At 67.7% G+C, this 26,876-nt stretch carries 17 protein-coding genes; 13 read left to right on the top strand and 4 right to left on the bottom strand.

The features are described from left to right. Nucleotides 1-25 precede the first annotated feature (25 nt). From ABZ909_RS08450 to ABZ909_RS08440, 3 genes are all read left to right on the top strand, one after another. Entirely contained in the window at nt 26-3,523 is a 3,498-nt protein-coding gene (locus tag ABZ909_RS08450) for an AAA family ATPase (RefSeq protein WP_356997060.1), read from the top strand. A 185-nt stretch (nt 3,524-3,708) separates the two neighbouring features. Then, nucleotides 3,709-4,881: a hypothetical protein gene (locus ABZ909_RS08445; protein ID WP_356997059.1), complete on the top strand. Its 1,173-nt coding sequence runs from the start codon at nt 3,709-3,711 to the stop codon at nt 4,879-4,881. Next, complete coding sequence (locus ABZ909_RS08440; protein ID WP_356997058.1) at nt 4,878-6,707, top strand: serine/threonine-protein kinase; 1,830 nt, start codon at nt 4,878-4,880, stop codon at nt 6,705-6,707. Before ABZ909_RS08445 ends, ABZ909_RS08440 begins: the two co-directional genes overlap by 4 nt. A 94-nt stretch (nt 6,708-6,801) precedes the next feature. On the opposite strand, the gene ABZ909_RS08435 is transcribed toward ABZ909_RS08440, so the two are convergent. After that, nucleotides 6,802-7,293 carry a DUF4254 domain-containing protein gene (locus tag ABZ909_RS08435; protein WP_356997057.1) on the bottom strand — a complete coding sequence of 164 codons (492 nt, stop codon included), beginning with the start codon at nt 7,291-7,293 and terminating at the stop codon, nt 6,802-6,804. A 193-nt stretch (nt 7,294-7,486) separates the two neighbouring features. Between ABZ909_RS08435 and ABZ909_RS08430 the strand changes: the two genes are divergently transcribed. Together ABZ909_RS08430 and ABZ909_RS08425 are read left to right on the top strand one after the other, a co-directional pair. Then, nucleotides 7,487-8,326, top strand: a complete 840-nt coding sequence (locus ABZ909_RS08430) for a GntR family transcriptional regulator (protein ID WP_356997056.1) — start codon at nt 7,487-7,489, stop codon at nt 8,324-8,326. Further along, complete coding sequence (locus tag ABZ909_RS08425; protein WP_356997055.1) at nt 8,323-9,006, top strand: GNAT family N-acetyltransferase; 684 nt, start codon at nt 8,323-8,325, stop codon at nt 9,004-9,006. Before ABZ909_RS08430 ends, ABZ909_RS08425 begins: the two co-directional genes overlap by 4 nt. A 122-nt stretch (nt 9,007-9,128) precedes the next feature. On the opposite strand, the gene eccCa is transcribed toward ABZ909_RS08425, so the two are convergent. The 3 genes from eccCa to eccD are packed head-to-tail and all read right to left on the bottom strand — an operon-like array spanning nt 9,129 to nt 16,059. After that, nucleotides 9,129-13,151 carry a type VII secretion protein EccCa gene (gene eccCa, locus ABZ909_RS08420; protein ID WP_356997054.1) on the bottom strand — a complete coding sequence of 1,341 codons (4,023 nt, stop codon included), beginning with the start codon at nt 13,149-13,151 and terminating at the stop codon, nt 9,129-9,131. Between the two features lie 17 nt (nt 13,152-13,168). Continuing rightward, nucleotides 13,169-14,641, bottom strand: a complete 1,473-nt coding sequence (gene mycP, locus ABZ909_RS08415) for a type VII secretion-associated serine protease mycosin (RefSeq protein WP_356997053.1) — start codon at nt 14,639-14,641, stop codon at nt 13,169-13,171. Next, on the bottom strand, nt 14,638-16,059 hold the full coding sequence (eccD, locus tag ABZ909_RS08410; RefSeq protein WP_356997052.1) for a type VII secretion integral membrane protein EccD: 1,422 nt from the start codon (nt 16,057-16,059) through the stop codon (nt 14,638-14,640). Before eccD ends, mycP begins: the two co-directional genes overlap by 4 nt. Before the next feature lie 210 nt (nt 16,060-16,269). On the opposite strand from eccD, the gene eccA reads away from it, so the two are divergent. The 8 genes from eccA (at nt 16,270) to ABZ909_RS08370 (ending at nt 26,872) form a co-directional block, all read left to right on the top strand. Then, a complete protein-coding gene (eccA, locus tag ABZ909_RS08405; protein ID WP_356997051.1) occupies nt 16,270-18,105 on the top strand; it encodes a type VII secretion AAA-ATPase EccA in 1,836 nt (611 codons plus the stop codon). 14 nt (nt 18,106-18,119) lie between these two features. Continuing rightward, nucleotides 18,120-20,261 carry a type VII secretion protein EccE gene (gene eccE / locus ABZ909_RS08400; protein WP_356997050.1) on the top strand — a complete coding sequence of 714 codons (2,142 nt, stop codon included), beginning with the start codon at nt 18,120-18,122 and terminating at the stop codon, nt 20,259-20,261. A gap of 116 nt (nt 20,262-20,377) precedes the next feature. Beyond that, on the top strand, nt 20,378-21,955 hold the full coding sequence (locus ABZ909_RS08395) for an ATP-binding protein (RefSeq protein ID WP_356997049.1): 1,578 nt from the start codon (nt 20,378-20,380) through the stop codon (nt 21,953-21,955). A gap of 182 nt (nt 21,956-22,137) precedes the next feature. Continuing rightward, nucleotides 22,138-22,560, top strand: a complete 423-nt coding sequence (locus tag ABZ909_RS08390) for a hypothetical protein (RefSeq protein ID WP_356997048.1) — start codon at nt 22,138-22,140, stop codon at nt 22,558-22,560. Between the two features lie 11 nt (nt 22,561-22,571). Next, nucleotides 22,572-22,790, top strand: coding sequence for a DUF397 domain-containing protein (locus ABZ909_RS08385; RefSeq protein WP_356997047.1), 219 nt, complete (start codon nt 22,572-22,574; stop codon nt 22,788-22,790). A 154-nt stretch (nt 22,791-22,944) separates the two neighbouring features. After that, nucleotides 22,945-24,198 (top strand): hypothetical protein, encoded by a 1,254-nt coding sequence (locus tag ABZ909_RS08380; protein WP_356997046.1) that lies wholly within the window; start codon nt 22,945-22,947, stop codon nt 24,196-24,198. A 59-nt stretch (nt 24,199-24,257) separates the two neighbouring features. Further along, nucleotides 24,258-25,523, top strand: a complete 1,266-nt coding sequence (locus ABZ909_RS08375; RefSeq protein ID WP_356997045.1) for a hypothetical protein — start codon at nt 24,258-24,260, stop codon at nt 25,521-25,523. A 71-nt stretch (nt 25,524-25,594) separates the two neighbouring features. Then, a complete protein-coding gene (locus ABZ909_RS08370) occupies nt 25,595-26,872 on the top strand; it encodes a hypothetical protein (protein WP_356997044.1) in 1,278 nt (425 codons plus the stop codon). The last annotated feature ends 4 nt before the right edge of the window (nt 26,873-26,876 follow it).

Genomic DNA, 26,876 nt, shown 5'->3' with positions numbered 1-26,876 from the left:
GAGTCGCGAGAACGACGGACTCCCAATGCTTCCGCCCTGGCTCTCCGAGAGCGACGTCGCCGCAACCGGTTACGAGGCTCCCGTCGAGAACCTCCCCCAGGACGACGTCATCCCTGAGCAGAAGGGCGGCCGCGGTCTCTTCGGCCGGCGCAAGCCTCGCAAGGACGCGCCGCCCAGGCCCGCCGCCCAGCCGCCCGCCGCGAATCCCACCTCCGGTGACGCCGAGCCGAATCCGTGGGCCTCGCAGCCGGCCACCCCGATGCCGACCCGCGACCCCGGCACCCACTTCAACCTCCCGCACGGCGGCGACCAGTCGGGCAGCGCGAACCAGCAGTCCAACGGCCACATCCCGCAACCGCCACACCCCAATGGCCACGGCCCGGCGCAGCCGCCGAATGGCGGAACCCCGACCCAGCTCCCGCAGAACAGCCAGCGCCCTGCACCCGGGCCGCACAACGGACAAGGCTCGACGCCGCCGCCCAACGGTCAGGGCTTCGGCGGTTCACCGCATCCTGGCCAGGCGCCCAACCTTCCGCAGGGGCCTCGCTTCGACGTGCCTCCGGCCAATGGCGGGCAGCCCGTGCACCCGACCGCGCCGGAACCGCCTCGCCCGGCCCCGCATTCGGTCCCGCTCGGACCCACACCCGGTCCGCAATTCTCGCCTCCGCCGACGCCCCCGGTTGATCCGACGCAGCGCATATCCGGTGCCGAACCGGCTCGGCTGGGCACGCATTCGGGTCCGCTGGGGCCGGTGCAGGGTCCGCAATTCTCGACGCCGCCGACGCCCCCCGCCGAGCCCGCGAATCCGGCCGATCTGTCCGCTCCAGCACCACCGCAGCACGCCAAACCCGACTTCACCCCGCCCCCACTGCCGAACTCGCCACAGGGCCCGAGTTCAGCCGAGTCGCACTCGCGGGGCGCGTCCCTCGCCGGGCCGGCCGCGGGTACTCCCGGCCCGGCCGGCCTCGCGCGTCCCCCAGCGGATCCGACCATCCGGGTGCCGCTCCCGCCCTCCCCGGGCGAAGCCGACTCGGCCGCAAACGATCCGGCGCTCCGTGCCGCGCGCCCGCCACTGCCCCCGGCCCCCGGCGAAGCCGATACCGCAGCCGATCCGGCCGACGCCACAACCAAGATGTCGCACCCGCCCCTGCCCCCGGCTCCGGGCGACCTGGACGCGACCGGTTCCGGCATCATCGCCCCGGCAGTCCCGACCACTCGCGCACCGATCCCCCCGGCCCCCGAAACCGGCCCCGGCGCAGGTCAACCGGACTCCCGTCAGCCCGATGGCACCGGCCACGCGGACCCCGACCAGGCCGCCGCGGCGGGTCGGCAAGGTACGAACGATGCCTCCGACGAGCGCCCCGCCGCCGACCCCACCACACGTATTCCCAGCCCGCCCGGCGGCAATGATGCTGCGCCCGTATCGAACACGACGGCCGCCGCACACGAGCTGCTCGAGACCCAGCCGGCCGGTCCGACCGGCGCGCCCACCGACGGCGAACAAACCGACCCGAACGCCGCTTTCGACCAGTCGATGCTCCCGGGACGTCACCGCGCCGCAGAAGACCCCCTCCCGCAGCCATCGGACTCCCGCCCCGGCGACCCGGTACCCCCTGCACCGCAAGGGAATTCCACGTCGCCCATCCCCGGCCAACCCGACAGCCGCCCGCCCCTTCCCCCGATGCCCGGCACCCAACCGCAGAGCACCGGACCGATCCCGCAGGTTCCAGCAACCGGTCCGCAGGGATCAGGTCCGCTGGCACCGGGCACCGGATCCGGTTCGCTGCCTCAGATTCCGGGGCCTGGCGCGCAGGTGTCCGGTAATGGCGGCCAGTGGATGCCGCCCGCGCCGCCGGTTCCGGGACCGTTCCCGGGCGCACAGGGGATGCCGCCGGCAGCTGATTCCGGGCTTCCACCGATGCAGCCGACTCCGGGGTTCCCGGCGGGTCCTGTTCCGCCGCAGCCGAATCCGTGGGGGCAGGCACCGGGGCCGAATTTCCACCATCCTGACAGTTCGTCCGGCAACCCCGATGGGGATGCGAACCCCTGGGCGAACGCTCCCATGTCCGAGGCAGCAGCCGCGGGTCCGAATGGGCCGCAGGCGAATGGTCCGGGCCGACCCGGTCCGGGGATGCCGCCGATGCAGCAGACCCCGGGATTCCCGGCGGGTGCTGTTCCGCCGCAGTTGAATCCCTGGGCGCAGGGGCCGGATGGGCCGATGCCGGGTGGCGCGGACGCCATCAACCCGGATGCGAATCCGTGGGCGAACGCGCCCATGTCCGAGGCGGCAGCCGCCGGGTTGACCGGGCCGCACACCGGTGGTCCGGGACCGCAGGGGTTCGGTGGCCCGGGACAGCAGGGGTTCGGTGGCCCGGGGAGCCTCGGTGCGCCAGGCCAGCCGGAGGCAGCGGGTCCCGGACAGTACGGCATGGCCCCGGGACAGGCCGGTGCTCCAGGGCAGCACGGCGTCTCGGCTCCCGGGCAGGCCGGAGCTCCGGGCCAGTACGGTGTGCCGGTTTCCGGGCAGTCGGGGGTCGGTAGGCCGGGGGCGGGCGCCTGGGGTGCGGCAGGACCGCGCGGGTTTGCCGGTGGTGCCGTGCCTTCACTGGATGATGTGCCGATGCGGCGGGCCAAGAAGGCTCCGGAGTCGGGGTGGCGGCGGGCCGTGCACCACATGTCCGGTGGCGCCATCAATCCCGGGATGTCGGCGGAGGAGCGCCGGCTGCAGGAGTTGGTCGCGCGGATCCGGCAGCCCGTGCGCGGGGATTATCGGATCGCGGTGCTGTCGCTGAAGGGCGGTGTCGGGAAGACGACGACCACTATGGGGTTGGGCTCGATCTTCTCCTCGATTCGCGGGGACCGGGTGATCGCGGTCGACGCGAACCCGGACTTCGGGACATTGTCGCAGCGGGTGCCGTTGCAGACTCGGTCGACGGTGCGGGATCTGTTGCTGGACGAGCACATTCAGCGGTATTCGGATGTGCGCCGCCACACCTCGCAGGGCAGCAGCCGCCTGGAGGTACTGGCCAGTGAGCGGGATCCGGCGGCGTCGGAGGCGTTCAGCGAGGAGGAGTACCGCGCGGTCGCGCGCATCCTGCAGCGCTTCTACAACATCATCCTCACCGACTGCGGTACCGGCCTGATGCATTCGGCCATGGCGGGTGTGCTGGATCTGGCGCACGCCCTGGTGCTGATCTCGTCCTCGGCCATCGACGGCGCCCGCAGTGCCGCCGCCACCCTGGACTGGCTGTCGCTGCACGGCCACGATCATCTGGTCCGGAATGCCGTGGTGGTGATCAACCTGCCGCGGCCGGGCGCCCCGAATGTCGGCATCAATCAGCTCCGCGACTATTTCCTGTCGCGTTGCCGCGCAGTGCACATCATCCCCTACGACGCACATCTGGGTGAGGGCGCGGAGATCGATCTGCACCGTCTCAGCAAGCCCACCAAACGCGCGTACGTCGAGCTGGCGGCCACCGTCGCCGACGATTTCGGGGCCGACCACCGGCACTATCGGGGCTGAGCCGGAGCCGGTTCCGGCACCGGTTCCGAATCCGTTCGCGGGCAGTGGCTTCGGCCGGGACCGCTGCGCATGACACGGCACCGGCCGGGTGCTAGTTTGTGGCTCGATCGCGCCGCTCGCCTCGGTGCGATGCGGGTTTTGCACGTACGGCCGGCCCGCCGCTGACCGGTGGGTGAGAGGAACGCATGCGTCTGAGGTCCGGGCGATGGTGCGCCGCCGGAATTGGCGCCGCCCTCCTGATCCTGGCCACCGCGTGCGGGAACGACGGCGATACACCGGATTACGGGCCGTACGCGATTCATGGCGACAATGACTTCGATCGGCAGCCGAGCCGGATCCGCGGGATCTTCGCCGAGTCGGTGCGACTGGCGGATCACATCGTCTTCGCGACCGATATCGATCCCGACCTGACGACGGTGCGCGGCGGCGGGATCTCGGCCGACGATCGCGGCTTCCACGAGACCGCGCTCTCGCCGCAGCAGCGGGCGGCGGCGCGCCCCTTCGGGGTCGCCGGTTCCTTCGGTATCGCGGCCGCGAACCGGCCCGCCGGTGAGGGTCCGCCACAGAAGTATCTGGCGGTGTCGCTCACGGTATTTCGCGACGAGCGGTCGGCGACGGCGGCCGCGGCGGAGATGGCCCGGGTCGATTTCGAGGCGAGTCCCGACAACGCGCCGGTCGGGGTGGACGCCTTCCCGGCCGCGCTGAGTCATTGGCGGCCGGGTGTGCCGTCGCTGGGCAGTCTGATGGCGTGGAAGAACGTGGTGATCCGGGTGTACGCCGAGCTGCCGGATCCCGACCTGGGCCGGCTGGTCGACGTGGTCACCACCACCTATCGCAAGCAGGTGGCAGGGCTGGCCGGCTTCGACACCTCCCCCGTGCCGGATCCGGCGACGGTGCCGCTCGATCCGGACGGCCTGCTGACCCGGCTGGTGCGCACCGGTGATCCACTGGCCGACCCGAAGACGTTCGCCGCCTTCGGGGTCCGCGCCTTCTCGGCGCTCTCACCGGAGCCACCGCACACTTTCGGCAAATATTCCGGCAGCGGCGTGACGGCGCTGGCGGTGTCCCACAACAAGTACCTGTATCGGATGCGGGATTCGAAGGCCGCCGCACAGTACGGCCGAGACCTCGCCACCGACCCTGAGAACTCGGAGTACACCTGGATGCGTAATGTCCGCGGCCTGACCGCCGCAACCTGTTCGCAGGCGACCCGCCCGGACCCGAAATCTGTGCAGGCCCGCCGATATCGCTGTGTGGTGGTGCGCGACGGGTATGTAGCCGTGGTCTACAGCAATACCGAGACCGATGTCCGGCAGCTGGCGGCGGCGCAGTACGCGATCATGGGGGATCCGCGATGAAGGCACTGCTGCCCGACGATCCGCGCTGGATCGGCCCGCACCATATGATCGCCGTCATCGGCACCGGTGATATGGGTCGGGTGCTGCTGGGCCGTACGCCCACCGGAAAGCTGGTGGCGGTCAAGCGGATTCACCGCTCGCAGGCCGTGGATATGGAGTTCCGGGCGCGCTTCCAGCGGGAACTGGAGACCACCAGGCAGCTGACCGGACCCTATACGGCGGCCGTGGTGGACAGTGACGCGGATGCCGAGCGACCCTGGCTTGCCACGGAATACCTGCCGGCGCCGGATCTCGAGACGGTCGTGGCGGCCTGCGGTCCGCTGCCGCTGCCGGGGCTGCGCCTGCTGGCGATCGGTCTGGCCACCGCCCTGATCGAGGTGCACCGAGCGGTGCTGGTGCACCGGAATCTCAAACCCGGCAATGTCCTGCTGATGCCCGAGGGCCCGCGCATCATCGATTTCGGTCTCACCCGGGCACGCGATGGCGAGAACGCTTCGGACGCAGCCGCCGCCGCGCCGCCCTATGTGGCCCCCGAGCAGGCCGAGGGCGAGCCGGTGACCTCCGCCGTCGACATCTACGCGGTCGGCATGCTGCTGGTCCTGGCCGCCACCGGATCCATGTCCGCCACACCGGATCTGCAGGCGGTCCCGCATGCGCTGCGCAAACTGGTGGAGTCCTGCCTGGCGCCCGATCACGCGCATCGCCCGTCGGCGCGCCAGCTGCTGGAGCAGGCGGAGCGCATTCCGGCGGAATCGGCGTGGCCGCAACCGGTTCTGGAGTTCCTCGAGTCGCATCGGGCCGACGCCGAATGGTGGGCGTCCAGCGGTGAGCAGGAGACCCGCTATCGGGATCAGCTGGCACGCTTGGCCGGTCGGCGGCGGCGCACGATCGGCTGGGCGGCGGCGGCCGTCACCGGCCTCGTGGTGGTGAGTGGCACGCTGGCGGGGCTGAGCCGGTCCTCGCAGACCGACGGCCACGCCCAGCCGCACACGGATCCATCACTGGACTTGACGGCCATGGAACTGCGGCTGCTGGACTTCTGCGCGGTCATCGACAAGGCGGTGCCCGGCAAGCTCGGCACCCGCACCGGTGATCCGGAAGCCTCGCCCGAGGGCGGCTGTGGCACCACCGTGGTCGATTCGGCGCAGCGAAAGGTCCACTACAACCTGGACATTCCCGACCACGCCATCGGTGTGGACCAGTTGACGCCGACGGGCCGGACCGCCGGCTGGGGCCCGATCCTCAGCGCCGGAGCCGCGGACAACAAATGCGACACCGTGCTGGTGACCCAGTCCGGCGGGAATGTGCCGCTGCGGATGTCGGCCGAGGAACTGGACCCCGCGGCCCAGCCGGGAACCGCCTGCACCGCGGCGGAGGACGCGCTGACCGCGGTCGCGCAGCAGCTCACCTCCTACGTGCCGCAGCGGACGGTCCCGTCGAATTCGATACTGCGGGTGGACCCGTGTTCGGTGGTGCAGGACAGCACGATTCGGGAGACCGTCGGCGATATCGCCGACCATCAGCGCGCCCCGCACGCCTGTGCGACCATCGGCCGCGACGGCTGGGTCCGCGTCGACCTGGTCGACCAGAGCCGCCCCGATCAGGGCGAGTTGACCTACGAATCCCTGCAGGCCGGAGAATTCACCGCGTATGTCACCGGCGCGCGCTCCAGCAACGACTGCTATCTCAGCTACCTGGTGCGGCCCACGGATAAAGACAATGCCGAGCAACTGAAGCTCACGGTGTCCGATCTGTCGAATTCACCGGATGCGTGCGGTAAGGCCGTGAAACTGCTCGAGGAGGCCATCCGACGACTGCCGAAGTAACCATCTCCGCGCGCTGCGATTGCAAATGATCTTTCGCGCAGAACATGGCGGTCCGGGCCGCCCTGGGGCCCGGACCGCGCAGTTGTTTCGCTATTTACCAGGCGGGCAGCCGACGCCGACCGGCGAGCACATCACGAACGAGATCGTCGTAAGCGTCCGACAATTCGGCTAAATGGTGCCAAGCGCCGTGTAGCATTTCATCATTCGCGTCAAGGGTCATCAACGCGTGATGCGCCCGAACCGAAGCCTCCGCGAGGCGGTCGATGACCGATCCGACCGTTTCGGTGTGCAGGGTCGCACCCAGACGATGCTGGGGAACCGAGCGCACGATCCAGTCGTCGATGGCCATGACCAATTCGATTCGGCGGCGCTTTGTTTCGATGATCGAGGTGGGATCGGTTTCCGGACCGATACCGCCGCGTCCGACCAGCCGCCGCTGGTGCAGCACCGCGAGATCGTGGGCGAACCACAGCAGGGGTCCGCCGATCACCCGGTGACCGCGACAAGCGCGCAGTAGTAGGTCGGAGGTCGGCAATAGGCCGGGCGCCAAGGGCTGCGCCTCCATATCCGCATACGAAGCGGACACGTCGGGCAATGCCACAACGACCGTGTTTGATGTCTCCGAACCTGCCACGTTGCCTCGCGTTCTTCGACGTATAACAACACCGCATTCAGGACGTTCATTACAATAAACCTCAGAATGCTGGTGTCAAGCCTTACACGGCAGTAGTACTAGCGGAGTAGACTTCTGAGCCTTGAAGCAACAACCGAGGAGTGAGATGGCGGACGGTCCGAGATATCAACGGATCGCAGACCTCCTCCGCGAGGAGATCCGCGCCGGCAAGTGGGAACCGGGCGATCGACTGCCGAGTCACCACGAGCTGGCCGACCAGATGCAGGTCTCGATTACCACGGCTCGCAACGCAATTCAACTCCTGGTTGCCGAAAACCTGGTTTACACAGCCACTTCCCGAGGCACCATCGTGCGCAGTCAGGAAGTGCTGGAATCCGTTGTCACCAACCATATTCGGCCGGACCGGCCGAAGGCGGCGCACGACATCTTCTCCGAGATCGCGCGCGCCGCGGGCCGGGTACCGTCCAAACAGTTCAGTGCCAGAATGGAACCGGCCAGTTCGGAGGTGGCGCACTGGCTGGGTGTCGCGCGCGACGAGTGGGTCGTGTCGCGCACCATCATGCAGTACCTCGACAACGAGCCGTGGTCGTGGGAGGTCAGCTTCTATCCGCGAGATCTGGCCGAGGCCACCGGAATCGACGCACCGCACGACATCCCGGAGGGCACCACGCGGCGGCTCGCCGAACGCGGATTCGCCGAGACCGCCCATCGCGACACGGTCGTCGCACGCCCCGCCACGGCCGAGGAGGCGGCGCTGCTGGGCGTGGGCCCGGGCACGCTGCTGCTCGACCATCTCCGCATCGGAGCCAACCACGAGCGCATTACCCGAGTGACCCGCCATCGTTCCACAGCCGCCCGCAACCGATTGGCATACGAATTGGGCGACGACGAGGGAACGGACATTATTCGTAAAACTCTGGGCACTCCCTTTCCATCCGGAAATTCCCATTTCTTCGGTAATTCCCTGCTACCCGGTTCGCCATGAAACCGCACCTCCGGCGAGCCCGCATCGCCGATCTGGGGACCATCACCCGGTTCCGGCTGCAACGTACGAGCTGGCTGGCGGCGCGCGGCAGTGACCAGTGGACCCGGGCCGGGCGAGGACTCCCCATCGAGACCTTCGTCAGGTTCGTGGCCCACGCGGTCCGCCAGGGCGAGACCTGGATCGCCGAGGTGGGCGGCGAAGCGGCCGGCACCATCACCATCAACGACCGCGCCGACGAAAACCTCTGGTCTCCCGGCGAACTCGCCGACGCCGTGATCATCCACTACATGATCGTCGACCTCCGCTTCGCCGGAACCCGCGTCGGCGAAGCCCTCCTGGCCCACGCCGCCCACCTGGCCCGCGAACAACACCGCGCCTGGGTCCGCCTCGACGCCTGGACCACCAACACCGACCTCCACGCCTACTACCGCCGCGCCGGCTTCCACCTCGCCCGCATAGCCGGCCCCGAAGCCACCGGCCCCTCCCGAGCCCTCTTCGAACGCCCCACAGCAGCCTGGCCCCACCCCCTCCCGACGCGCCCAACCCTCACCCTGGCGGCAGGCGAAACCACGCGCTTCACCCTGAACCCGGACCCCACCACCACGTGGTCCCTCACTCACAATCCACTCCTGCGCACCCTCCCCGGTGTGATCGCCGAGCCGGGCCCGGCAACCACGTGATCGCTGTGGCTACTGCATCTCAGCGGCGCAGTTTCGGATCGTCACCGGTATAGACGCTTTCGGCGAGGTCGCGCCTCCGCAGGGCCGATGGTCATGCGGCGGTCTCGTTGTCCCGCATCGGGTTACAGCGCGGGGAGGTCGGCGATTTGGATCATTTCGTCGCCGCGGGAGCGGGACCAGAGGATGCCGCGGCCGGGTGGCAGGCGCATGGGGCGGATGTCTCCGATGAGTTTGCCTTCGTCCCGGGAGCCGCTCATGAGCAGGGCGGGGACCGACAGGTTCTTCATCGATCCGAGGACCTGGTCGTAGAGGGCTCGGGAGATGCCACCCATATTGCGGGAGATGATGACGTGCAGGCCGATGTCGCGGGCCTGCGGTAGGAGCTCCACCAAGGCTCCCAGGGGGTTTCCGCCCGCGACGACCATGTCGTAGTCGTCGACGACGACGTAGATCTCCGGGCCGGTCCACCAGTCGCGATCGCGCAGCTGTTGGGGCGTGATGTCGGAGCCGGGGATGCGCTTGGAGAGGTAGTTGACGACCTCCTTGATCATGCCGCCGCAGGTTTGGGAGGACGTCGAATACCCCGCCAGCTGGTCGCCTTCCAGCACACCCAGCAGGGTGCGGCGGTAGTCGATGAGGATGACGCGGGCGGTGTCGGCATTGGAGCTCTCGGCCAGGCCGCGAATGATGTTGCGCAGCACCGTGGTCTTACCCGATTCGACTTCGGAGAAGACCATGAAGTGCGGGTCGGAGCTGAAATCCAGGACGATCGGCTGCAGTTCGGATTCGCCGATGCCGATGACCACCTTGGTGGGGCCCTGCTGAATACCGTGGCGGTGGGCCAGTTCCAGCGCCTGTTCACGGGGCACGCTACCGGGCAGCGTGCGGACGGCGGGTGCGCGGCGTTCGCCCCAGATGGCCTGCATCTCGGTGCGCGCGGCGGCCACACCCTCGGCCAGGTTCTGGACGTTGGTGTCGGAGTCCAGGCGCGGCATGGCGATGAGCATGTGCAGCTGGTCCGGGGTGAGACCGCGGCCGGGCCGGTTGAGCGGGACGTTGACCGCGACGCGGCGGCCCATCTCGGAGTCGGAGGGGTCACCCAGGCGCAGCTCGATGCGAGTACCGATCATGTCCTTCACGGAGGCGCGGATCTCGCCCCAGCGGTTCGCGCCCAGGATCACGTGGATGCCGTACGAAAGACCCTGGGCGGCAAGCTGTCCGACCACTGGCTCCAGGCTGTCGAATTCCTCACGGATGACCTGCCAGTTGTCGATCACCAGGAACACATCGCCGAATCGGTCGGCCAACACCGGGTCGTCGGTCCGGTCCGAGGCCAGCGCGGCGTGCTTGCGCCGCCGGAATTCGGCCATGGATTCGATGCCCTGGGCAGCAAAACGCTCTTCCCGTTCGCGCAGCAGGGTAGCGAGTTCGGCAACCGTCCGCCGCACCTTGTCGGAGTCGAGCTTGCCCGCGACCGAGCCCACGTGCGGCAGGCCGACCAGACCCGCCATGGAGCCACCACCGAAGTCGAGGCAGTAGAACTGCGCCTGTTCGGGCGTGTGCGTTGCCGCCGCGGACATGATGATGGTCCGCAGCGTGGTGGACTTGCCGGACTGCGGACCACCGACCACGGCGACATTGCCCTGCGCCCCAGCGAGATTGATGGTGAGCACGTCGCGGCGCTGCTCATAGGGCTTGTCGATGATGCCGATCGGCATCCACAGCTGCCCGTGCCGGTTGACCGGCGAACGCCAGTCCGGATCCGGCAGCAGCATGTCCACGGTCGGCGACTCGTCCAGCGGCGGCAGCCAGACCTCGTGGGCCGGGCGGCCGTGACCGGTCAGGCGTTTCACGACCGTTTGGAGCAGGCTGTCGGGCAGGCCCTCCTCACCCGTCGGCGGCGGGGGCGGCAGCAGGTCGAGCGGATCGAGCGGGTTCTGCGGTTCGGGCTGCTCGAGGATTTCGACCATCGAGGCGGTGAATTCACGCGGCGGCGCTTCGACGACGGTGGTGCCGTCCGCGGCCTGCCGGGCTGCCCGGGGCGCGACATAGGGACCGGATACATAAGTCGCGTTGAACCGCAACGGATCCGAGGCGTCGCTCTTGAGGTAGCCGGAACCCGGGATACCGGGCAGGTGATAGGCGTCGGTGATACCCAGCACCGCGCGGGATTCGTTGGCCGAGAACGTACGCAGACCGATTCGATAGGACAGATGCGAGTCGAGGCCGCGCATCTTGTTCTCCTCCAACCGCTGCGAGGCGAGCAGCAGGTGAACGTGGAGCGAGCGGCCCAGTCGGCCGATCATGACGAACAGATCCGCGAAATCCGGCTTCTGCGAGAGCAATTCGGAGAACTCGTCGATGACCACGAACAGCGCGGGCAGCGGGTCGAGCGGCACGCCGGCCGCGCGGGCCTTCTCGTACTCGTTGACATTGGCGAAGTTGCCCGCGGAGCGCAGTAGTTCCTGCCGCCGGTTCATCTCACCGGCCAGCGCGTCACGCATACGGTCGACGAGTGAGAGCTCTTCCTCGAGGTTGGTGATGACCGCCGCCACGTGCGGCAGCGGGTCCATGCCGAGGAAGGTCGCGCCACCCTTGAAGTCGACCAGGATCAGGTTGAGCTGATCCGGCGAGTGCGTGGTGACCATCGAAAGAATCAGTGTGCGAAGGAATTCCGACTTACCCGAGCCAGTCGCGCCGATGCAGAGGCCGTGCGGGCCCATACCGTTCTCGGCGGATTCCTTGATGTCGATCTCGACGGGCGTCCCGTCGGGGGTGATGCCGATGGGCACACGTAGTCGTTCGCGCCCCGCGCGTGGCCGCCACACCTTGGCCGGGTCGATCTGGGACGCGTCCGGAATCTTGAGCAGGTTCATCAGACCCGGGTCCGCGGCGGAGGTGTTGTCGCCGAGGCTGACGATCTGCGCCGCAGTGGCGATGCGGAAGCGAGCCAGGCTGCGGGAGAACGCCTCCGCCTCGGCGAGGGTCACGCGGTCGGCATTGGCGAACTTCTCGGTGCCCGCCGCGCTCTTGGCGAACACCTCTCCCCCGGCCGCGACAAGTTGCAGCCCGCGCCGCGCGGCCAGGCTGTTCTCGGCAGCGCTCAGGTCGATGACGGTGACCGCGTCCAGACCGGACTCGCTGATCAAACGCTCACCGCCGCTGACGTATCCGTCGTCGATGATGACGACCAGGTGCATGCGCCCCGCGGTCGGCTGCGGGTTGCGCATGAACCGCCCGCGCTCGAGCAGATCATCGGCCAGCGCCGTCTCCAGCTCACCGAGCGAGCCGTAGATCATGCGGGCCGCGCCCATGCCGTCACGCTGGCTCGAATGCTGCACGTGCGGTAGCCATTTCGCCCACGACCAGGCCTCGCAGTCGGGCTCGGCGGTCACGATGGCGACACCGACATGATCGGGCCCGTGGAAGGCGGTGAGCTCCATGAGCATCGACCACACCAGCCCGCGCACGTCCTCGGCCGGACCCTCGATATTGATGGCGGGGAAGGCGCGCAGCGACACCGCGGTCGGCAGGTGGTGCACCACGGAATGCGTTCGCACGAAACGACGCAACGCCACGGTGGAGACCGGCTCCAGGTCCTCGAGCGGACCGGTTTCGGGCCGCGCCAGTTTGGCCGCGAGGCGATGCGTGCCGATGCCGACGCGCACGTGCCCGAAGTCCGGGTCGTTGGGTCGGCGCTCCCACATGCGCCGGGTGTTCACGATAGAGGGCAGGTCCGCCGGTTCCGGATGACTCCAGACCAACGTCTCCAGCTGCTTCTGCCCGGTACGCCGCACCTCGCGGCGAGTCTGGTCGAGGTACCGGAAGTAGTCCTTGCGTTCCTCGTTCAGCTCCGCGGAGCTCTTGCTGCTGCCGCGCTGACCCATGAGCATGCCCGCCATCGACATGATCATCATCATCGGCATCATCATCATGTACGGGTTGGACAACATCGACCGACCCATGAGGCTCATCATGGCCAGCATGCCGATCATGGCGACCACCATGACAACCGGCATCAGCTTGGCCATCAGCGGCGAGGGCACCGGACGCGGGATCTCCGGCGGCGCGGTCAGCGCCATCTCACCGCCCGGCGCGCGCGGTGGCGCGATGCGGGGTCTGCGCACGAAACCTTCGGTAGCCATGGGTATTTCTCCGGTCGTTAGGAATCGAGGTCGGGCAGCTCGTCGTCGCTTCGGCGTCGCCGGAACGGAATCGATATGGCGAGACCGATTCCCAGGGCGGACACACAGACGATCGATCCGACGGTGGCGACCAGCCGCGGCAATCGCGGTGGGCCGGACGGCTTCACGGGGTTGGGGAAGGCCTGAGGCTTGGCGGCCCCGACATGGATGGGCAGTTCGGGCGTGTCCGCGTTCAGCGTGCTCGCCGGGAACTGCGTGGTGAGAGCGGCGACCGGATCGATCAGGCCCGCGCCGACCCGGTCATCGTGTCCGGTGCCGGGCTGATGCGCGGTGAGCATGATCTGATTCATCACCTGCCGCGCGGACCAGTCCGGGTTCTTCGCCTTCACCAGCGCCGCCAGACCCGCCACATAGGGTGCGGCGAAACTGGTTCCGTTGATGGGCTTCTGACCCGAGTCGATGCCGGTGGCATTGACCAGCCCGGTCCCGCCGGGCTTGTTGTCGATCGAGACGATATTGGTCCCGATCGCCGCGACTCCCACCCACGGGCCGTAGAGCGAGAAGCTGGACGGGCCGCCGGTCGGATCGACCGAGGCGACCGAGAGCACGTACTTGTTGAACCAGGCCGGGCTCGAGATGGTCTTCACCTTGTCCCAGCTGGCCTTCGGCGTGCTGAACTGATCGTTCTGGGTGCCGCAGCCGTTGGCCTGGTCCACATTGCCGGCGGCGACGACCACCACGACCTTCTGTTCGTAGGCGAAGCGCACGGCGTCCCCGAGCAGCGAGTCCGCGGTGTCACCCCCGGCCGCCGTGCAGGCGTCCTCTGAGATATTGATAACGGTGGCACCCATGTTCACCGCACGCACCACGGCCGCGGCGAGGGTCTGCATATTGCCGTACCCCGACTTGCTCATGCTGCCCGGCGTGTCCCCGCCGGCCGAGTCCTTGGCCTTGTAGGCATCGCTGAGCTGGCGGATCGAGAGGATCTCCGCGTCCGGCGCGACTCCGACGAACGCGTCGTCGACGCTGGGCTGGGCGGCGATGATGCCCGCGACCAAGGTGCCGTGGCCGTCGCAATCCTCGGTGGTGCCGTCGCCGTCGGAGACGTAATCCCCGCCGCCGGTCAAATTCGCCAGTCGCGGATGCCGATTCACGCCGGTGTCGATCACGGCGATCTTCTGCCCTGCGCCCCTGCGGTTGGGCAGCGGATTGGCGGCCCAGGCCCCGGGCAGGTCGAGCACCTTCTGCGCGACGGGTTCGTCGCGCGGGGTGTCGCCCTTGAGCGACTGCTCGACGCAGACCGCGCTCTTCTGGGTCGGCACCGGCGGCGCGGCCTTACCCGCCAGCGCCTGCACATCCCCGAGATGGGAGAGGTCGGGATCGGGCTGGGTGACCGAGGCCGCCGCGGTGCCGTGCGGCCCCAGCAGCGCACCGCCGAGAACCGCCGCCGCACACAGTGTTCGCGCCCAGTTTCCAGGACGCGGGCTCATATGTTCCGAGCCGTCGAGTAGACATCCATCATCCACAGCACCAACGGGACGATCGACACGATCAGGCCGTATTCGAAGATCTCGTTGAAGCGCCGGGTGACCGGGGTGACCTCGACATGCGGTCCGATGATGCCGAATCCGATGGCGCCCACGGCGAATGCCAGCAGCATTCCGGCCGAGACGAGCAGCATGCCGTTGTCGGCCAGGGCCAGCAGCACCGCCAGACCGACGAAAGTGACGCAGCCGCTGGCGATCAGCGTGGCGGCCTGGGTCAGATCGGCGAACGAGCGGCCGCGCAGACAGAGAATGATCGAGATGACGACGGCCAGCGCGATGCCCTGCCAGCGAGCGGTGCCCAGCGGATCGGCCGAGCCCAGCGCACCCGCGACGGCGCCGATGGCACTACCCATCACGATGCCGGTCTGGAACTGATTGGCCGTGCGGGCGCGCTGCCCGAGCCCGTGCGCGGACGGCAGCACGGTCGCGCCGATGGCGCCGATGCCCTCGATGGTGGGTCGGGGCTCGTGGTCGGCCGGGTCGATTGCCGCACCGGCGGTGGGCACCGGCGGCACGGGTAGCCGCGCCAGCATGGCGGCCAGGCGCGGGACCATCGACAACACGATGATCGACGCGACCAGCACGCCCGCAGCCACTTTGGACACCCCGGCGTCCCAGATCATGCGCACGGCCGCGCCGATTCCGGAGAGCAGCACGACGGTCACGACGGCCGACACCACCGCCGCTCCGGCCCCGATGATGCGGTATCCGACCACGGCGAGCAGCAGGGTCGCGGCCGCGCCGAGCATCAGGTGCGGGCTGCCCACCGATCCGGGTACGACCAGCGCCGCCCCGCCGAAGGTGAGCAGCAGCATGCACAGGGTGAGCACGGTCGCGGTCAGCTCGTCGGCGTACTTGCGCATGGCGATGGCACCGGCGACCAGCGCCGCGATCGCCCCGCCCAGCAGCAGCGGCGGCGCGACGAACTTGTCTCCGGCCGAGCGCGAGATCAGCCCCAGCACAACCGCGAACGCCACCGCGGCCACACCTGCCACGAGCCCGGTCCAGCGGGCCGCGGTCGGCGACCAGCTGCGGAACTCCTCCGCCGTGAGCCTCGACACAGCGTCGATGACATCGTCGAACAGCGCAGGTGCTTCCTTCGCGGAAACCGCGCGCAGCACCAGCAATTCGCCGTCGTAGATCTCGGCGTCATTGAGCGTCTGGCTGGGCGCGATCATGTCGCGTCCCAATTTGGCCAGTGTCCAATGCTGCGACTGGAGGGCTGTTCCCCCCTCCTCGCCGCCGATCGGATCCGGATTGCGGGATTCGATGAGGCGCACCAGATCACCGATGAAGGCGGCGATCGGCACGTTGGCCGGCAGACCGACGTCGAGCTGGGTATTCCCCCCGATGACGGACACACGGCACAATTCGGGTTCAGCCGCCCGCGGGCCGCCGATCGACTGTGCTGTCACTAGCTGAACTGCTCCCCTGTAGCTCTCAACAGTTGCCCGCCCAGGGCGGTTAACCATAATGTATCCGACTGTCCGCAGCCGTGCGATTCGCGCGATGTGGGTGGGGATTGTGAACGAAAGACCAACCAGGCTCGACGAATTCGGGGTTCGACTAGGATGATCGACACTCGCCAGGCCCAACGCGCCTTCGATGCGGGAGTGCTGTCACTGGGGTTGAGCATCGAGGGCCAGGAGTCGAACCGGGACCTCGACTACGCCAAACTCGCCTTCCAGCGCGCGACCGAATGGGACCACACCATGGCCGACGCTTGGCTCGGCCGGGCCGCCGCCGGTGAGGTCACCAAGGATGTTCTGAGCAACCTGTACAAGTGCAGCACCGTCTCGCTGGGACGGGAACAGCGCCGGTTGGGGCTGGCGCCGCGGCAGCTTGCCGGACGTTTCCTCCCGGGCCTCTACATCGATTACCCGCTGGCCGGTTTCACCGAGATCCACCTGGCGTGGGCCGCGCATCTGATCGCCGAGAAGCAGTACGACGAGGCCGAGCAGGTGCTCGATGAACTCGAAAAGCACCGGCGCGCACGGGCTTCCGAGCCGGACTTCGAAATCGACGGCCGTATTGCCAAGTACGTGCGCGGCATCCTGCACTACAACACCCAGCGCTGGCCGGATGTGATGACCGTGCTGGCCGGCTCCGAGGGTTGGGAAGACCCGTATCTGGCGGCGGGCGCGCATGTGATGGTCGGCACGGCCTGTGCGCAGCTGGGTCTGTTCGGCGAGGCGATTCGCCGGATGGAAGCCGCTGAGGCGGGCCCGATTCCGGCGGCCCGAACCGCGGCCATGTTCTGCCGCGGTCTGTGCCTGCGCGAGAACGGCGCCGCCGACGAGGCGCAGGCGCTGTTCGAGAAGGTGTATTCGCAGGCACCGGATTTCGACGCCAACACCGCGGCCATGCGTGACCGCACCTACCGGATCACCCTCACCACCAAGGAGGTGATCGAGGCCCGCACCGACAGGTGGGATCCGGCCTCGGCACCCTCGCTGGAGGAGAAGCAGGCCGCCGAGCACGAGGACCGGGCCAAGGAGATCCTGGCGCAGGCGCGCGCCGAGCTGGACAAGCAGATCGGCCTGGCGGCGGTGAAGACGCAGGTGGCCAAGCTGCAGTCGAGCGCACAGCTCGCGAAGATCCGTGCGGAGAAGGGACTTTCGAGCTCGGCGCGCGGTCAGCATCTCGCGTTCACCGGCCCGCCCGGAACCGGTAAGACCACCATCGCGCGCGTGGTCGCCAAGATCTATTGCGGCCTAGGCATTCTCAAGACCGACAAGGTCATCGAGACCAAACGCTCCGACTTCGTCGGCCAGCACCTGGGTTCCACCGCCATCAAGACCGACGCGCTGATCGACACCGCCATGGACGGCGTGCTGTTCATCGACGAGGCGTACACCCTGATCCAGACCGGCCTTTCGGGCGGTGACGCGTTCGGTCGGGAGGCCGTGGACACGCTGCTGGCCCGCATGGAGAACGACCGCGACCGCCTGGTGGTGATCATCGCCGGATACGACGGCGAGATCGACCGCTTCCTGTCCGCCAACGACGGTCTGGCCTCCCGCTTCGCCAAGCGGCTCCAGTTTCCGTCCTACACCGCCGAAGAGCTCGGCCGGATCGGTGAAGTCGTTGCCTCCAAGCGGGACTCGGACCTGTCCGAGGACGCGCTGCGGGCGCTGGTCGCGACCTGCGAGAAGCTCTACACCATGGAGAGCACCGACCAGAGCGGGCAACCGCGGCGTGGTGTCGACGTGGCCGGTAACGGTCGTTTCATCCGCAACCTGATCGAGGCCGCCGAGGAGGAGCGCGAGTTCCGGCTGGCCAATGACGATTCCATCGATCTGAGCGCCGTCGACGAATCGGTGCTCATGCGGATCGAGGGTCCGGACATGAAGGCCGCGCTGAGCACGCTGCTGGGCTCGCTCGGTCTAGCGTCGGCCGCCGACTGAGGGGCAACTGAACTGTGAACGACTTTCCGCGGGGAGCGGGCGGCTATCAGCCGGGCGGAAATGGCGGGAACCCAGTCGGGGACGGAGGCTATCCCGGAGACGGGCGGCAAGGCCTGCCACCGGGCGGTTATCCGCAGGGCGGTCCTGGCGGCTACGGCCAGGGCGGACCCAGCGAATACGGGCAGGGCGAGCCGGGCTTCGGACCCGGCGGACCCGGCAACTTCGCGCCGAGCGGCCATTCACGCAGTGGAGACGGCGATTTCGGCCGTGGCGCGTTGGACGAGTTCTCGCACGGCGCCTCGCGCGTAGCCGCGCCACCGCGACCGGCGCCGCCCACAGCGCGTCCCCCGGCGGCGCAGCCCACACCGGAGTCCGGCGATCCTCGGGGGCAGCGTGCACAGCCCTCAGCGGACCGGCCCGCGACGAATGCCGTTGCGGCCGAGCTGCGGTCGGATGATCTGTGGCTGCTGCGGAATCTGCCGCTGCGGCTGGTGATTCCGGTGGCGTTGATCGGGGTCGCTGTCTCGCTGGTCGTGGTCGCACTGCACGCGCCCTGGTGGGCGGCGCTGGTGGCCGGGCTGGTGCCCGCGCTCATCGGGCTGGTCCCGGTGGCAGGGACGCCGATCGGGCTGCGGTTGGGACGATGGTTCGCGTATCGCTGGCAGCAGGCGCGGCGCGCGAGTCTCGACGAGAACGCCCTGGTCGACGTCCCGCTGCCCGATGGCGGCAGCTGCGGATTGCGCTGGGACGGCACGCTGTTGACCACGATGCTGCGCATCGATCCGCCGCCGGACACGCTGACCTTGCTGCGGCGCGGTTCGCTGAGTACCGATCAGCTGTTGCCGCTCAACGAGATCGCGGCCTGCCTGCGGCAATACGATGTCGAGCTGCATTCGGTGGATGTCATCAGCACCGGCACCCGCACCGCCAGCACCGAGGCGGTGATCTCCGGCTACGCGGCCAGCATCGCACCGCTGGGCCGTCTGTACGACGAGATCCTGGGCCCGCTGCCCGCCATCGCGCACCGCACCATGTGGCTGGTGCTGCGGCTGAATCCGCTCGACAACGCCAAGGCCGTCGACAATCGCGGCGGCGGTCCCGAGGGCGCGCTGCGCTCCGCCCTGGTCGCCACCCGCCGGGTAGCGAATCGCCTTGCTGGGCACGGTATTACAGCGTCGGTACTGACAACGTCCGAGATGACGACCGCGGTGCGAGAGCTCACCCGCGGTATTCCCGTCGGCGAATTCACCGAGCACCCGGACAACCTGGAGCACAACGGGGTTCACCTGACGAGCTACCAGATCGATCCGCAGCTGTTCAATTCCGATGGCCTGGCCAAGATCTGGGCGGTCCGCAGCCTCGCCACCACGGTGACCGTGCGCCTGCAGCCGGTCCCCGAGCCCGGCGCGAAGCCCGGCCAGCCCGCCAGCATCGTCGAGGTGGATGCCCGCGTCCGCTACGACACTCCATACGAGCACGGCGAACCCCCGGTCGCGGGCCTGAAAGAGCTGCCGCGCCGCCAGATGTGGGCCCTCATGGACATCCTGGCCTACGGCGCCCAGGAGATTCGCCCCAGCGGCTACCGCGGCCCCGTGGACGTGCTCACCGACATCACCATGCCGACGGCGGGCTGCGGCCAACTCATCGGCGCGGACGCCACCGGCAGCGGCATCGCGGTGCCCCTCATCGGCGACGGCTCCCGCCGCATCGACATCATCGCCAGTCTGCAACTGGCCCAGCAGGTCATCCTGCGTGCCATCGCCCTCGGCGCGGGCGCGGTGGTCCACACCGCCCGCCCCGGAGCCTGGCAGGCCATGGTCGCCAATGTCGCGGCCCCGCACGCCCTCTCCCTGGCCTCCTCGGTCACCCACAGCTCCCGAGGCACCGCCATCACCGGCCGCCTGCCCAGCCCGGCCGCCACGGTCATCGTCTTCGACGGCGTCCCGGCCAGCGCTCCCCCGGGTTCGGCCACCGTGGTCACGATCCACGAATCCATCTCCGCCGACTACGAACCCGACGCCGACGTCACCATCGTCCAGCACCCGGACGCCCCGCACACCATCTCCGTCCACACCCCGGCCACGATGACCACCGCGCAGATGGTCACCACGCCCGCGGAGCAGCACTACCTGAGCGGGGCCATGGCCCGGCGCTGACCGACCGCGAAACCTGCTCGGTGACGCTCCACGACGCGCACGGCGACCCGGCACCGCCGGCGGCCTGACGGAGATAACCTGCAACAGCCTGCTACTCGGGTGGATAGGGTGAGCTGGTGAGGTACTTCAACACGGCGGGTCCGTGTTTTCCGGACCTGCACTATATGCTTGCCGCCGAGGAGCGGCTGCCCGATGCCCGGATGTACATCGAATTCGGGTTCTACTTCGTCGTCCATGCGCCCCGGCAATCGGGCAAGACCACCGCACTGCTGGGGTTGGCGCGCGACCTGACCGCCGAGGGGTATTTCCTGGCGATGTCGATCTCCTGCGAGACCGCACACGTGCTGGGCGACGACTTCGCGGGAGTGGAGACAGCCCTGCTCAGCGAGCTTCGGCAAACGGCTGAGCTGCACGGCTGGGCACCGGAGTTGCTGCCGCCCGACGAATGGCCGGACACCGCGCCGGGCACCCGCTTGAAGGCCGGTCTGGCCGCCTGGGTAGCCAAGTGCCCACGCCCGCTGGTGCTGTTCTTCGACGAGATCGACGCGTTGCGCGGTGACGGATTGCTCAATGTCTTGCAGCAACTTCGCGCCGGGTACACACAGAGCCGCAAGCAGTTCGTGCATTCGGTGGTGTTGTGTGGGCTGCGGGATGTACGGGACTACAAGGCGGGTTCCGGTGGCGACCCGAAGAGGCTGGGGACGGCGAGCCCATTCAATATCAAGATCGAGTCGATCCGGATCGGCGACTTCGACAAGGTCGAAATGCGGCAGCTCTGCCGCCAGCACACCACCGATACCGGGCAAGAGTTCGATGACAAGGCAATCGATCTCGCGTTCTACTACACCCAAGGCCAGCCCTGGCTGGTGAACGCGCTGGCCTGGGAGATCATCGGCAAGATGCGGGTGCGCGAAACCATCACTCTCGATCGCATCGAGACCGCGAAGGAACGGCTGATCACGGCGCGTACCACCCATCTCGATTCGCTGATCGACAAATTGAACGAGCCGCGGGTGCAGCGGGTACTCGAGCCCGTCATAACCGGCGAAATCCCCGATATGGATACCAGTTTCGACGACGATGTGGCCTATACACGAGATCTGGGACTGATCGCGCAGGGCAAGCAGTTGCGGTTCGCGAATCCGATCTACCAGGAGGTCATCGTCCGAGTGCTCGGTCAGCGCGCCGAAGCGGTGATCACCGCCGAGCCGCCGAGCTTCCGTTTCTCCGACGGCCGCATCGACTTCCCTCGCCTACTGCGGGAGTTCACGGCGTTCTGGATACAGCACGGCGACGTACTCGCCGCCCGCGACAATTACCACGAGGCCGCCGCGCAATTGGTGTTGATGGCATACCTGCATCGAATCGTCAACGGCGCCGGATACATTGACCGAGAGGTAGGCGTCGGCCGCGGTCGGATCGACCTACTGGTGCGCCAGCCATACCAGGACTCCGAAGGCCGACGCGCGGAACAACGCGAGGCGCTGGAGTTGAAGGTCTGGGCCGACGGCCGACCGGACCCGCTGGCCGAGGGCCTCGCCCAACTCGATGGTTACCTCGATCGACTTGGCCTGACGACCGGCGTTCTGGTGGTCTTCGATCGCCGCCCCCAGGCGGCCCCGATTGCCGAGCGCACCGCTTTCCACGAGGCCCGTACTCCGTCCGGCCGCACTGTCACAGTACTTCGCGCGTGACATCCCCGCCGCAGGGCGGGCCGCCGGTCGAGCAGCGCTGGCGGCCAGATCCGGAATGACGTGGAAATTATCGGTGGTGAGCCGGAAGTTATCGGGGCCACGTCAACATGATCGGTGCAGGGGCAAGAACTCAGGAAGGTCGACTTGTCATGAATTCACCAGCGCCACAGTCGTTTTCTCGCATGATTTCGCCGCGGGCGGTCTCGCGCACCGTTCCCGTCGCGTTGCTGGCGGCGCTCGGGGTGCTGCTCGCGGGATGCGGGTCCACCACCGAAAGCGATGCGGGGCAACCATCGAAGACCACCGTGGCCGCCTCAACCGCCCAGACTGTCGGATGCAAGGAGATCCTCGCTGCCGTCCCCGATGATCCGTTCGGCAACAGCACACCGACCCCCGACCAGATCCGGTCCGTCATGGGCGCTCAGGACGCTTCATTGACCCCCATGGTCGATAAGGTCGCCGACACGAAGGTCAAGTCCGCGCTCCGGGCCTATGTTCAGGTGCTGGACCAGATCAAGACCGCCCCCGACGACAACCTCGTTCCGCTCTCGAGCGGCCCGTTGCAGACCACCGCCAAGGCGCTGGACGCCGCCTGCCCGAACTGACCTGCAACCGTATGCTGATCAATTACCTTCGCACTTCCCGCACTATCTCCGGTTGGAATCGGCTGTGGTACAAGTCCAGCAGGAGCGAAACCTCGAACCAGTGTGTAGAGGTCTACCAGCATCATGATCGGGTCGGTGTAAGCGACTCGAAGGATCGCGGCGGCCCCGAGCTGTTCTTCCAAGGCTCGCAATGGGATACGTTCCTCCACAGCCACATCTGGCAATGCTGACATCACCAGGTTGAAGGCCTCGCTGATCAGCCGACGCGACTCGGGCGAGGTGCGGACAATCCATCGGTAGCTCGGCGCGGTGGCGGCTTGCCGATGATCTGCTGCATGATGGGCTTCGTTGCGGCACTGATCGACCCGGGGGGGATACAACAACATGCGTTACAGCACAGGCCGACTACGGTCGGCCCGCATGCGGCTGCGCGCGGCGGCGGCCGCCGCGCTGGCGGTCTCGGCGCTGGCGAGCGCCGGGTGCGCGTCGAATTCCAGTGCGGCGGCGGAGCAGACGGTCGATCTGAGCAAGCTCGACACCGGCAGTTTCACGACCAAGCCGACGCCGATCACCGCCACCGACGCGGTCCAGGCCGGCCGCCTGGCCGAGGCGCTGCGGCTCGGGAACACCATGCCGCTGCCCATGGAGATCGATCCGGCGCTGACCCACAACGATGGCGGGGTAAACCCCTTCGCCCATATCTCGGACGTACTCCGACCCGAGATGAAGGGTGGCCATTCGGCATTCGGCTGGCTCAACGAGGCGGCCTTCACCAACGATCCGGCCGGTTTCGTTGCGGGCTTCGCCACCGCCGCACGCACGGACGAGGACGAATCCCTCGGGTACCGGCTCACCGACGTCGTCATGGAATTCGACAACGACGGCGACGCCGCAGCGGCCGCGGCGGCCGAGGCGGCCAGCGGTTTCCTGGACGTCGGCTTCGGGACGGGTGAGCCCGCGCAGTCGACCGCGCATCCCACCGCGCACCTCTCGTGGCTGCCCGACGACCAATACCTCGCGACGTTCTACCCGACCGGGAAGTACCTCATCCTCACGCTGGTCCAAAATGCCGAGAACTTCTACGCGAAGATCTCGGACCTCCCCGATCTGATCGCGAAGTCCGACAAGGCGATCGACGTCACCACCGACAAGCTGAAGTCGTTCCAGCCCACTGCCCCGGACAAGATCTCTTCGGTGCCGGTCGATCCGCAGGGCCTGCTGCGTCTCACCCTGCCGCGCCCGGCCGGGGACAAGACGGCGTACGCCTTCGACGGCGTGCTCGACGGGCACGGCGCGCTGCACACCGAATCCGATGTGGTGCTGGCCCGCTCGTTGTTCGACAGGGACGGGGTGGACGCTGTCACCTACGGCGGGGGAACCCTGTACCGGACCCGAGATGCGGACGCGGCGAAGGACTTTCTGAAGTCCAACGTGAACAAGTTCCTCCACCGAATCGACTCGCCGCCCGGGCTGCCGGGTGCGAATTGCGTGAAGTACCACGGCCCCGACGTCCACGCGTTCCCGTTCACCTGCTCGGTCGCCTACGGGCGATATCTGGCGACGGCGTGGTCCCAGCAGCAGCAGGACGTGTTCCAGCGCATCTCCGCGCAGTACGCCATCCTCGCCAACGACAAGTAGGGGGAATCGTGAAGCATCTCGGTGCTCACCGCCGTTGCGGTAGAACAGTTCTCGGTGCGATGGTCCTCGGCATCGCGGCAGTCGTGGCAGTGCCCGCCCTGGCCGGATGCGCTAGCGACGTGTCCGGTACGGCGGCCGCCGCGGAGGTCGACGTGCGGCAACTCCCGGTCGGCAACTACCCGACCGACCCGCTCGACGTTCGGGCCACCTACCGCCACGGCAGCGGCGAGGGATCTTCGATGGCCATCGCACGGCTCGCCGACAGCATGGTCATCGGAGCGGACGTCGACCCGTCGTTCAGTCACAATGTGCTGTACAAGTCGCTCAAATCGGCCTCCAGTAGCTATGGGATGCTGGCCGACCCGGTTCGGCAGGTGCTGGAAAACGACGACATGGTCTACGGCTACTCCACCGCCTCCAGCACCAAACCGCTGGGCCCGTCGACCGGTTTCACCCTCTCCGGGAACTTCCAGCCCTTCGGCGGCGCGGATGTCGACCCCACCGCCAGTACGTTCAATCTGACCGTGATCCAGTTCGCCGACCAGCAGCGCGCGCAGACGGCCGAGCGGGACATAGAGGCCGCCGACTTCAACGTGGCCCCCGACCAGAACGTCCACGTCACCCTCACCGGGAACCCCACCGCCACCGCCCATTGGCGGCCCGGCGTCCCATCGCTGGCGGCCACGCTGACCTACGGCCTGTACGTGGTCGACGTCTTCGTCCAACAATCCACCGCCGACCTCGACGGCCTGCGCGGCCTCGCCGACAAGGTCCTCGCCGCCCAACTGCCCATGCTCGACCGCGCGCCCGGCCTGTCGACCAAGGACCTCTACCGCCTGGACTTCGACCCCGATGACATGCTCCGGCGCACCCTGCACCCCAGCACGTTGATCAACCCCAACCCCGACGCCGAGATCACCCACGCCACCCGCGGCTTCCTGCACTACATCGACGACCAGACCACCTGGAAACCCCTGTTGGACAACAACGGCGTCGACCGCATCTCCGAGGCCGACAAGGGCAGCCTCCTCTTCCGCGCCCGCGACCCCAAGTCCGCCGCCGCCCTCTGGACCGGCATCACGGCCCTCACTCCTACCCCCGCCGAGGCCCCCGCCAAGGTCCCCGACGTCGCCTGCGCCGACAACCACGACGCCGCAGCCAAAAGCGGCTCGAAGGACTACGACGCCTGGAACGCCGACGACAAGTACATCTGCACCGTCCGCTACGACCGCTACGTCGCCCGCGTCGCAAGCAACCAACTGATCGACGTACAGCAAAAGGCGGCAGCACAATACGCCCTGCTCGCGAACAGTCAGTACCTTTGAGATGCCACCCAGCGGATTGACACGATGGGCCACCTGCCCAACCGCCCAGTACACTCTGCACACCAGAGGCAATGTCTCACAGGGAATTCGGTATCGGCGGGGGGAAGTTCGACATGCGTCATGGCTTTGGCCGACTACGGTCGGCCCGCATCACAGTGCGCACAGTAGCGGCCGCAGTACTGGCGGTTTCAGTAATGGTCAGCGCTGGCTGCGGGTCGGACTCACAACCGGCGCAGGAAGAAACAGTCGATCTCAGCAAGCTCGACACCGGTAGTTTCGCTACCAAGCCCCAAGACCCGACAACGTCGGATCCCGAGAAGCGGGGTCGCCTCCTCGAGGGCCTTCGGCTCGGCAACGCAGTGCCACTCGTCTCCGACATCGACCCGTCTCTTTCCTACAACCCAGATAGCACCCTCGTCTTCATCGAGCCAAACTCATTCGGCGGTCATCTCAATGTCGATCATTTCGCCGATGACACAAAGGGGTTCATTGCAGGCTTCGCGACCAGCGGACGCCCCTCAGAGGATCCCGCTCTTGGTTACACGCTCACGAACGCCATCATGACCTTCGACAGCGAGGCAGCCGCGACCTCCGCTGCGACCGCACTTGCCCATACTGGATTCGCGCTTAGAGGCAGCCCTGAGGTTGATCCATTGCAGTCGAGCCAGCATCCTGCTGCTCAGATCATCTGGGCACCAACGGAGCAGCGACTCGCCTCCTGGTTTCCGACCGGCAAGCTTCTAATCTTCTCGATGATCGATCAGGCCGAGAACTACTCTGTAGAACAAACATTCGGCGTCGCGACCGAACCCGCACCTCTCGACCTGGTCGATAAGGCCATCAACGTGACGACCGACCGATTGAAGACGTTCCAGCCGACGCCGCCGGATAAGCTCGCTGGTCTTCCACTCGACACCGACGGCATGCTTCGTCTGACGTTGCCGCGCCCGGCAGGCGATCCGACCGCCAATGCGTTTACCGGAGTCCTCGACCAGCACGGCGCGCTGCACATGGTGAACAAACCAATCAAGTACCGGGAGCTGTTCGACAAAACAGGGACAGATCTCGTCAGTTACGGGGCGGTAGTGCTCGTTCGAACCAGAGACACAGCGTCGGCTCAGACCTTCCTCGACACCACATCCACTTCGCGGTTCTTGCACCGCATCGACCCACCCACCGGACTCCCGACGGCACGCTGTTCGAAATATAAAGGTCCCGACGAACACGCGGCTCCCTTTGCCTGCTACGTGTCATACGGACGGTACGTCGCGACGGTGTGGTCTCAGCAACAACAGGATCTATACCAAAGGACCTCCGCGCAGTACGCCATCCTGGCCAGTGGCAAATAGGGGG

Origin of the sequence: Nocardia sp. NPDC046763 (assembly GCF_040645495.1) — a bacterium.
Lineage (GTDB): Bacteria > Actinomycetota > Actinomycetes > Mycobacteriales > Mycobacteriaceae > Nocardia.
The sequence above is the reverse complement of the archived record's forward strand: the minus strand, read 5'-3'. Positions and strand labels throughout refer to the sequence as shown.

What these genes read in the sequence shown, in the direction of transcription:
- ABZ909_RS08450 (WP_356997060.1), top strand. Translation starts at nt 26, where the DNA reads ATGCTTCCGCCCTGGCTCTCCGAGAGCGACGTCGCCGCAACCGGTTAC.
- ABZ909_RS08445 (WP_356997059.1), top strand. Translation starts at nt 3,709, where the DNA reads ATGCGTCTGAGGTCCGGGCGATGGTGCGCCGCCGGAATTGGCGCCGCC.
- ABZ909_RS08440 (WP_356997058.1), top strand. Translation starts at nt 4,878, where the DNA reads ATGAAGGCACTGCTGCCCGACGATCCGCGCTGGATCGGCCCGCACCAT.
- ABZ909_RS08430 (WP_356997056.1), top strand. Translation starts at nt 7,487, where the DNA reads ATGGCGGACGGTCCGAGATATCAACGGATCGCAGACCTCCTCCGCGAG.
- ABZ909_RS08425 (WP_356997055.1), top strand. Translation starts at nt 8,323, where the DNA reads ATGAAACCGCACCTCCGGCGAGCCCGCATCGCCGATCTGGGGACCATC.
- eccCa (WP_356997054.1), bottom strand. Translation starts at nt 13,151, where the DNA reads ATGGCTACCGAAGGTTTCGTGCGCAGACCCCGCATCGCGCCACCGCGC.
- mycP (WP_356997053.1), bottom strand. Translation starts at nt 14,641, where the DNA reads ATGAGCCCGCGTCCTGGAAACTGGGCGCGAACACTGTGTGCGGCGGCG.
- eccA (WP_356997051.1), top strand. Translation starts at nt 16,270, where the DNA reads ATGATCGACACTCGCCAGGCCCAACGCGCCTTCGATGCGGGAGTGCTG.
- ABZ909_RS08390 (WP_356997048.1), top strand. Translation starts at nt 22,138, where the DNA reads ATGATTTCGCCGCGGGCGGTCTCGCGCACCGTTCCCGTCGCGTTGCTG.
- ABZ909_RS08385 (WP_356997047.1), top strand. Translation starts at nt 22,572, where the DNA reads ATGCTGATCAATTACCTTCGCACTTCCCGCACTATCTCCGGTTGGAAT.
- ABZ909_RS08380 (WP_356997046.1), top strand. Translation starts at nt 22,945, where the DNA reads ATGCGTTACAGCACAGGCCGACTACGGTCGGCCCGCATGCGGCTGCGC.
- ABZ909_RS08375 (WP_356997045.1), top strand. Translation starts at nt 24,258, where the DNA reads ATGGTCCTCGGCATCGCGGCAGTCGTGGCAGTGCCCGCCCTGGCCGGA.
- ABZ909_RS08370 (WP_356997044.1), top strand. Translation starts at nt 25,595, where the DNA reads ATGTCTCACAGGGAATTCGGTATCGGCGGGGGGAAGTTCGACATGCGT.